Below are 8,275 nucleotides of genomic sequence, written 5' to 3' on the forward strand. Positions count from 1 at the left end.
GACGAGGCGGCGGGCGCCGCCGGGGGTGGCCGCGCGGGCGGTGACGGCGGCCGCGGCGACGCCGGGCAGCGCCTCCAGCGCGGCCTCGATCTCGCCGAGTTCGATGCGGAAGCCGCGCACCTTGACCTGGTCGTCGGTGCGGCCGAGGTACTCGACGACGCCGTCGCCGTGCTCGTCGACGGCCCACCGGACGAGGTCGCCGGTGCGGTACATGCGCGTACCGTCCGGACGGTACGGGTCCGCGACGAAGCGGGACGCGGTCAGGCCGGGCCGGTCGAGGTAGCCGCGGGCGAGCTGGACACCGGCGAGGTACAGCTCGCCGGGGACGCCGACCGGAACCGGGCGCAGCGCGGCGTCCAGCACGTACAGGCGCGTGTTCCACACCGGCCGGCCGATCGGGACGACGCCGGCGCCGGGGCGGGTGCGGTGGTACGTGACGTCGACGGCGGCCTCGGTGGGCCCGTAGAGGTTGTGCAGCGGCACCTCGGGCAGCGCGTCGTACCAGCGCTCGACGACGTCGCCGGGGAGGGCCTCGCCGGAGCAGAAGGCGCGGCGCAGTCCGGCGCAGGAGCGGGCGGTGGCCGGCTCCTCCAGGAAGGCGCGGAGCATGGAGGGGACGAAGTGCAGGGTGGTGACGTGCCGTTCGGCGATCAGCCGGGCGAGATAGGCGGGGTCCTTGTGGCCCTCGGGCCGGGCGAGGACGACGGTGGCGCCCTCGCACAGCGCCCAGAAGAACTCCCAGACGGAGACGTCGAAGCTCGCGGGCGTCTTCTGGAGCACGCGGTCGTCGGCGCGCAGCCGGTAGGCGTGCTGCATCCAGGCGAGGCGGTTGACGATGGCGCGGTGGGTGACGACGACGCCCTTGGGGCGGCCGGTGGAGCCGGAGGTGTAGATGACGTAGGCGGCGTCGTCGGGGCCGGGGCGGGTGGCGGCGGCGCCCTCGTCGTCCTCCGAAGCCTCGTCCAGCAGGAGGGCGTTCTCGCGGACGGCGGCCGGGAGCCGGTCCAGGACCGCGCGGACGGTGACGACGCGGACCGGGCGGGCGTCCTCGGCCATGGCGGCGAGCCGGTCGGCCGGGTAGTCGGTGTCGAGCGGCAGGTAGGCGGCGCCGGACTTCAGCACGCCCAGCAGGGCGGTCATCAGCTCGGCGGAGCGCGGCACGGCGACGCCGACGATCGTGTCGGGTCCGGCCCCGGCGGCGGCCAGCCGGCGGGCCAGCGCCTCGGCGCGGGCGTCGAGTTCGCGGTAGCTGAGGAGGGTGTCCTCGAAGACGACGGCGGTGGCGTCGGGCGTGGCGGCGGTCCGCTCGGCGATGCGCTCGACGAGGGTGGCGGCGGCGAGCGGCCGCTCGGTGGCGTTCCAGCCGTGCAGGACCGCCTCCCGCTCGCCGTCGGCGAGGAGTTCGGCGCGGTCGAGGGTGAGGTCGGGGTCGGCGGCGAGCCGGGCCATGAGGTCGGCGCAGCGCTCGGCGTGCCCGGCGAGGGTCGCGGCGTCGTACAGGGCCGGGTTGGCGTCGAATTCGAGGTGCAGGAGGCCGTCGGGGCTCTTGGTGACGGACACCGACAGGTCCTCGACCGGGCCGGAGGCGAGGTTGACGGTGTGCCCGGGGATGCCCGCGAAGTCGAGGTCGAGGTCGAAGGGCTTGATGTTGAGCATCGGCCCGTACAGCCGCGCGTCGCCGCCGACGAGGCCGAGGTCGCGGCGGATGTCCTCGCCGCGGTAGTGCTGGTGACGGCGGGCGTCCTTGAGCTCTCCGGCGGCGCGCCGGATGAGGTCGGGGAAGGTGTCGGTGCCGGCGACGGACAGCCGGACGGGCAGCACGTTGACGGCCATGCCGGGGACGCGGAGGGTGCCGGGCGCGCTGCGGGCCATGAAGTGCATGCCGAGGACGGCGTCGGGGGTGCCGGTCATCCGGTGCAGGTAGGCGGCGACGGCGGCGGTGGCGGCCTCGGCCCAGGTGGCGCGGACGGCGTCGGCGCAGGCCAGGACGGCGGCGGAGCGCTCGGTGCCGAGGCCGGTGCGGTGCCGGAGGAAGGTGAAGGACGCCTGGGCGGTCTGCTCGGTGAGGCCGCCGGCGGCCGGGCGGCCGGTGTGGCGGCCGGTCCAGTAGGCGCGGTCGGCGGCGGGCTTGTCGGAGGCGAGGTAGGCGCGGTCGGCCTCGACGAGCCGGGCGACGGGCTCGAACGGCGAGGCGGGGACGGGCGCGCCCTGCACGAGGGCGGTGTAGACGGCGGCGACGCGGCGGGTGAACAGGGCGACGCTGTAGCCGTCGACGACCAGGTGGTGGAAGTACTGGAACCACAGGTGGTGGTCGGGGGCGACGGTGACCAGCAGGGAGCCGGTGAGCGCCGGGGGTTCGCCGTCGGCGGCGTCGAGCCGGGGCGGGCAGGAGAGCTGGGCGCGGACCAGCTCCACGGCGGCGTCGACCGGGGAGGCGGCGCCGGTGGTGTCCAGCCGGGGCAGGTGCCAGGCGGCGGCGTCGAACGGGACGGGGACCTGGACGGTGCGGCCGTCGCGCTCGGCGAGCCGGATGTGCAGGCCGTCGGCCTCGGCGAGGGTGCGGCGGAGGGCTTCCTCCAGGGCCGGGACGTCCAGCGGGCCCTTGAGTTCCACGTACTGGCCGACGTTGTAGCCGGGGTTGTCCGGGTCGATCCGCTGCGCCGAGAGCACGCCTTCCTGGGCTCGCGTGAGCTCCAGGGTCCGTCCTGCGTCGCTGGTCACCTCTGGCATGGCGCCTTCCGGGTCGTTCGTGGGGGGGAGGAGAGGGGGATGGGCGCGCCGGGGTCCGCCGGCCCGACCGCCGGCGGGCCCCGGTGCGCGGGGAGCGGGGGCGGAACCCCCGCTTCCTTACAGGCCCTTGAGGATCTTCTCGATCTGGTCGAGGACGTCGATCGAGGTGCCGTAGCGGTCGCTGGTGGCGTAGGTGACGGGGAGGACGTGGTCCTCCTTGGCCGCCTTCAGCAGCTTCCAGGACGGCTTGTCCGTGAGCTCCTTGGTCTCCTTGGGCACCTCGCCGGTGGCGGCCATGCGCGGGACGAGGACGACGTCGGCGTCGGCGAGGACGTCGATCTTCTCCTGGGAGTAGGTCACCTCGTGCTCCTTGGTCTCCTCGGACGCCTTGGCGAAGTTCGCGCCGACATCGGCGAGGATGCGGCCGACCCAGGAGGTGCGGGTGTCGACGAGGAACTCGCCGTTGCCGTAGGAGGAGGCGAGGGCCCACTTCTTGGACTTGAGCTTGTCGGCGTAGGTCGACTTGATCTTGTCGGCCTTCTCCTTGTAGGTCGCCTTCAGCTTGTCGAGGGCGACCTCCTTGCCGACGGCCTGGGCGATCTTCTCCTGGGCGTTGTAGAGGTCGCCCGGCGTCTTGATGCCGAAGTAGAGGGTGGGGGCGATGCCCTTGAGCCGGTTGATCTTCCAGTCGAAGGCGGCGGCGCCCTCGACGATGATGAGGTCGGGCTTGAGCGAGGCCACCTTCTCGATGTTGGTCTCGATGCCGGAGCCGATCGAGGTGATCTTCTTGCCCTGTTCCTTCTGCGAGGGCAGCAGTTCCATCGGGTTGTTCTCGTCGATGGCGCTGGTGCCGACCGGCTCGACCCCGAGGTCGAGGAGGGCGCCCGTGGCGTAGGAGATGCTGACGATGCGCTCGGCCTTGGCGGGGACGGTCACCTTGCCGTCGCTCGTCTCGATCACCCGCTTCCCGCCGTCGCCCGCCGTGGACTTGGCGTCGTCGGACGAGTCGTCGCTGCCGCAGGCGCTCACGGTGAGCAGGGCGGCCGCGGCGAGGACGGCCGCGACGCGGGTGCGGCCGGCCGTGCGACGGCTGCGGGCGGGACGGGTGTTCATGGTTCTCCTTGGGCGGGTGCGGTGCGGGGCCGGCGGGCGCGGCCCGGCGGGGGCCGCGCCACGGCGGGTGGTGCGAAGAGAGGGAGGCGGGGGTGGTCAGACGCCGGTGGTGAGCAGGGCGTGCCAGCCGCGCAGGGTGGGCTCGGCCTCGGCGAGTTCGGTGAAGTCGACGGCCAGGCCGCGGGCCCGCCAGCGTTCCACCAGGCTCATCAGCCGGATCGAGTCGAGGCCGAGGTCGCGCAGGTCCTCGTCGTCCGGCAGGTCGGCGGGGTCCTCGCCGAGGACGTCGGCGACGTCCTGCCGGAGGGAGTCGATCGGGACGGGTGTCGCGGGCATCGGTTGTCCTTCGGGGGGCGCGTCGGGGGCGGGAACGGGAGCGGCTGGTTCAGCCGACGGGCGTGGCGACGGTGTCGGCGGTGCCGGCCTGTCCTCCGGTCCGGCCCGCGAGGACGTCCCGCTCGGTGCGGCGGAGCAGCAGCGAGTCGCAGATCTCGCCGGAGCGGACGGCCAGGGTGGAGAGCAGGGAGGAGGTGATGCCGTGGGTGTGCTCGGTGCCGCCCTGGAGGTAGATGCCGACGCGGACCCGGTCCGTGGTGAGGACGCGGTGGTCGCGGTCGACGCGCAGCCGGCCCTGCTCGTCGGTGAGGCACTCGGCGGCCAGGTCGCCGAGGAGCTCGCGGGGGTCGGTGGCGTGGTAGCCGGTGGCGAACACGACGGCGTCGCAGTCGAGAGTGAACGTTTCGCCGGAGGTCAGGGAGTGCACCACGGCCCGGGCGCCGTCGGCCAGGTCCTCGACGCCGGTGAGCCGCGTGGTGTTGAGGATCCGCAGCCGCTCGCGGCCCTGGACCTTCTCCTGGTAGGCGGTGCGGTAGAGCTGCTCGATGAGCTCGCCGTCGACCACGGAGTAGTTGGTGTTGCGGTGGTAGCCGAGCAGCGTCCGCTTGACGTCCTCGGGGGCGTCGTAGAAGTGGTCGACGGCGGCCGGGTCGAAGATGCGGTTGGCGAAGGGGCTGTCGTCGGCCGGGCTGTAGCCGTAGCGGGAGAAGACCGCGCAGACCTCGGCGTCGGGGAAGGTGCGGTGGAGGAACTCGGCGCTCTCGGCGGCGGACTGGCCGGCGCCCACGACCACGAAGCGGCGGTGCCGGCGGGCGGCCGGCTCGGCGGCGCGGAACAGCAGGTCGCGGTTGTGCCAGACGTGCGGCCCCAGGGTGACGCCCTCGGGGAGGCGGGGGGTGAGGCCGGTGCCGACGGAGAGGTTGCGGGTGCGGCGCACGGCCTCGTCGGCCGGGTCCGCGACGGACCGCGAGACGACGTCCACGGCCTCGACGGTCCCGCCGTCCGCCACCGCGCGCACGGCGGTCGCGGTGCGGCTGTAGTCGACGGCGGAGCCGAACTCGGCGGCGCACCACTCCAGGTAGTCGTGGAACTCGATCCGGGTGGGGAAGAACGTCTTCTGGTTGATGAAGTCGGCGAGCCGGCCGCGGTCCCGCAGGTAGCACAGGAAGGAGAAGCGGCTGCTCGGGTCCCGCATGGTGACCAGGTCCTTGAGGAACGACACCTGCATGGTGGCGCCTTCGAGGAGCATCCCCCGGTGCCAGCCGAAGCGCTCCTGGCGCTCCAGGAAGCCCGCGCGGATCGGGCTGTCCGGGGCCCGGCGGTTGTGGTCGTCGATCGCGATGGCCAGGGCCAGGTTGGCGGGACCGAAGCCTATGCCGACCAGATCCTCGATGGGGGCATCCGCCGTGTTCGCGCTGTCCCCGCGCCGTGCCGACATGCTCATCCTCTCGTCGTACCGCCCGTTCCGACTTTTGCCGGCCGGGTCGGCCGGGCATATATGTTCGGTAAGGGCAACCCGCACACGTATTGATTAGGTATGCCTAACCTAACTTTCCCAGCAGGTCAGGTGTCAAGTCCAGCCGTCAGATCTCCCGCCGCCGGAGCCTCTTGACGCCCCCTGGGAATCACCCCCGGACATGCCGAACGGGCCGGGGGACGCGTGTCGCCACGCCTCTCCCGGCCCGCTCCCGCAAAAGGGGTCAGACGTCCAGCATCCGGGGCAAAGCCCGGACGAAGGCGTCCACTTGCCCCTCCCCGATCACGAGCGGCGGCGCCAGCCGGACGACGTCCGGGGCCACCGCGTTCACCAGGAAGCCCGCCTCCAGCGCCGCCCGCTGCACGCCGGCGGCCACCGGGCGCTCCAGGACGAGCCCGAGCAGCAGCCCGGCCCCGCGCACCGTACGCAGCAGCGGATGACCGGTCGCCAGGGCCCCGGCCGTCAATCGCTCCCCCATATGCCGGACATGGGCGAGGATGTCCTCTTTCTCCAGGGTGTCGAGGACGGCGAGAGCGGCGGCACAGGAGACCGGATTGCCGCCGAACGTCGACCCGTGCTGGCCGGGGGTCAGCAGCGCGGCCGCGTCGCCGAAGGCCATGACGGCCCCGATCGGCAGCCCGCCGCCGAGCCCCTTGGCCAGCGTCATCACGTCGGGCACGACGCCCTCCGCCTGGTGGGCGAACCAGTGCCCGGTGCGGCCGATGCCCGTCTGCACCTCGTCCAGCACCAGCAGCGCCCCCGCCGCCTCGGTGATCTCCCGGGCCGCCGCGAGGTAACCGGGCGGCGGGACGACGACGCCGTTCTCGCCCTGCACCGGCTCCAGGACCACGGCGGCGGTCCGCTCCGTCACGGCGGCACGAAGGGCGTCGGGGTCGCCGTACGGGACGTGGGAGACGTCGCCGGGCAACGGAAGGAAGGGTTCCTGTTTGGCCGGCTGGCCGGTGAGCGCGAGGGCGCCCATGGTGCGGCCGTGGAAACCGCCCCGGGCGGCCACGATCTCCGGACGCCCGGTCCTCCGCGCGATCTTGAACGCCGCCTCGGCCGCCTCCGCCCCGGAGTTGCAGAGGAACACCCTGCCCTCCCGGCCGGCCAGCGCCAGCAGCCGCTCGGCCAGGGCCACGGGCGGCTCGGCCACGTAGAGGTTGGACACGTGCCCGAGGGTGGCGACCTGCTCGGAGACCGCGCGGACGACGGCCGGGTGGGCGTGGCCGAGGGAGTTGACGGCGATGCCGCCGACGAAGTCGACGTACGTCCGCCCGTCGGCGTCCCGGACCGTCGCCCCCTCCCCGCTCACCAGCGCCAGCGGCGGCGTGCCGTAGGTGTCCATCACCGCGGCCCGCCAGCGCTCGGCCAGCCGCTCCCCCGGCGTGGGGGTACCGTCGGCGGTCACGCGGTCACCTCCACGAACGCGTCCGGCAGCGGATCGGGCACCACGGTCGTCCCCACCGCCTCGTCCGTGAAGACCTCCAGCAGCAGCGAGTGCGGCACCCGTCCGTCCAGCACGTGGGCCGCGCCCACCCCGCCCCGGACCGCCCGCAGACAGCCCTCCATCTTGGGCACCATGCCGCTCGACAGGGCGGGGAGCAGCGCCTCCAGGTCGCTCGCCGTCAGCCGGCTGATGACGTCGTCGCTGTGCGGCCAGTCCGCGTAGAGCCCCTCGACGTCCGTGAGGACGACCAGCTTCTCGGCGCCCAGCGCCCCGGCGAGCGCGGCGGCGGCCAGGTCGGCGTTGACGTTGTAGACCTCGCCGTCGGCGCCCCGGGCGACCGGTGAGACGACGGGGATCCGGCCGCGGTCGAGCAGCGCCTCCACCGTCGTCGGGTCGACGGCGACGACGTCGCCGACGAGACCGATGTCCACCGGCTCGCCGTCGACCTCGGCCTGCCGCCGGACGGCGGTCATCGTGTGCGCGTCCTCACCGGTGAGCCCGACGGCGAACGGCCCGTGCCGGTTGATCAGCCCGACGAGCTCGCGCTGCACCTGACCCGCGAGGACCATCCGGACGACGTCCATCGCCTCCGGCGTGGTCACCCGCAGCCCGGCCTTGAACTCCGACGCGATGCCCAGCCGGTCGAGCAGCGCGCTGATCTGCGGCCCGCCGCCGTGCACGACGACCGGCCGCACCCCGGCGTACCGGAGCGACACCATGTCCTCGGCGAACGCGGCCTTCAACTCCTCGTCCACCATGGCGTTCCCGCCGAACTTGACGACGACCGTCTTGCCGTGGAAGCGGCGCAGCCACGGCAGCGCCTCGATGACGGTACGGGCTCTGGGCGCGGCGCTGCGCCGCGAGGGAAATGTGGGGTTCATGAGGAGTAGGCGCTGTTCTCGTGGACGTAGTCGGCGGTGAGGTCGTTGGCCCAGATGACGGCGGATTCCGTTCCCTCGGCCAGGTCGGCGGTGATGCGGACTTCGCGGGGCCGCATGTCGACGAGATCGCGGTCGTCGCCGACCGAGCCGTCACGGCAGACCCACACGTCGTTGATCGCGACGTTCAGCTTGTCCGGGTCGAAGGCGGCGGACGTGGTCCCGATCGCGGACAGCACCCGGCCCCAGTTGGGATCCTCGCCATGAATCGCGCACTTGAGGAGATTGTTG

The 8,275-nt window shown here is 73.4% G+C and carries 7 protein-coding genes; all 7 read right to left on the reverse strand.

Annotation, left to right across the window (positions count from 1 at the left end):
* Positions 1 to 2,721, reverse strand: a 2,721-nt coding sequence (locus tag JNW98_RS33610; protein WP_223772085.1) for an amino acid adenylation domain-containing protein, incomplete at its 3' end; no start/stop codon positions are given.
* Between the two features lie 126 nt (positions 2,722 to 2,847).
* Positions 2,848 to 3,843 (reverse strand): ABC transporter substrate-binding protein, encoded by a 996-nt coding sequence (locus JNW98_RS33615; RefSeq protein WP_223772086.1) that lies wholly within the window; start codon positions 3,841 to 3,843, stop codon positions 2,848 to 2,850.
* Positions 3,844 to 3,939: 96 nt separating this feature from the next.
* Positions 3,940 to 4,179: a phosphopantetheine-binding protein gene (locus JNW98_RS33620; protein WP_223772087.1), complete on the reverse strand. Its 240-nt coding sequence runs from the start codon at positions 4,177 to 4,179 to the stop codon at positions 3,940 to 3,942.
* A 49-nt stretch (positions 4,180 to 4,228) separates the two neighbouring features.
* Positions 4,229 to 5,617, reverse strand: a complete 1,389-nt coding sequence (locus tag JNW98_RS33625) for a lysine N(6)-hydroxylase/L-ornithine N(5)-oxygenase family protein (protein ID WP_223772091.1) — start codon at positions 5,615 to 5,617, stop codon at positions 4,229 to 4,231.
* 262 nt (positions 5,618 to 5,879) lie between these two features.
* Positions 5,880 to 7,067: an acetylornithine transaminase gene (locus tag JNW98_RS33630; protein ID WP_223772088.1), complete on the reverse strand. Its 1,188-nt coding sequence runs from the start codon at positions 7,065 to 7,067 to the stop codon at positions 5,880 to 5,882.
* Positions 7,064 to 7,987, reverse strand: a complete 924-nt coding sequence (gene argB / locus JNW98_RS33635; protein WP_223772089.1) for an acetylglutamate kinase — start codon at positions 7,985 to 7,987, stop codon at positions 7,064 to 7,066. Before argB ends, JNW98_RS33630 begins: the two co-directional genes overlap by 4 nt.
* Positions 7,984 to 8,275 (reverse strand): bifunctional ornithine acetyltransferase/N-acetylglutamate synthase (locus tag JNW98_RS33640; protein ID WP_223772090.1); only part of this gene is annotated, 292 nt, incomplete at its 5' end. The genes argB and JNW98_RS33640, both read right to left, overlap by 4 nt.

This window comes from Streptomyces huiliensis, from assembly GCF_020037025.1.
GTDB lineage: Bacteria > Actinomycetota > Actinomycetes > Streptomycetales > Streptomycetaceae > Streptomyces > Streptomyces huiliensis.

What these genes read in the sequence shown, in the direction of transcription:
- JNW98_RS33615 (WP_223772086.1), bottom strand. Translation starts at nt 3,843, where the DNA reads ATGAACACCCGTCCCGCCCGCAGCCGTCGCACGGCCGGCCGCACCCGC.
- JNW98_RS33620 (WP_223772087.1), bottom strand. Translation starts at nt 4,179, where the DNA reads ATGCCCGCGACACCCGTCCCGATCGACTCCCTCCGGCAGGACGTCGCC.
- JNW98_RS33625 (WP_223772091.1), bottom strand. Translation starts at nt 5,617, where the DNA reads ATGTCGGCACGGCGCGGGGACAGCGCGAACACGGCGGATGCCCCCATC.
- argB (WP_223772089.1), bottom strand. Translation starts at nt 7,987, where the DNA reads ATGAACCCCACATTTCCCTCGCGGCGCAGCGCCGCGCCCAGAGCCCGT.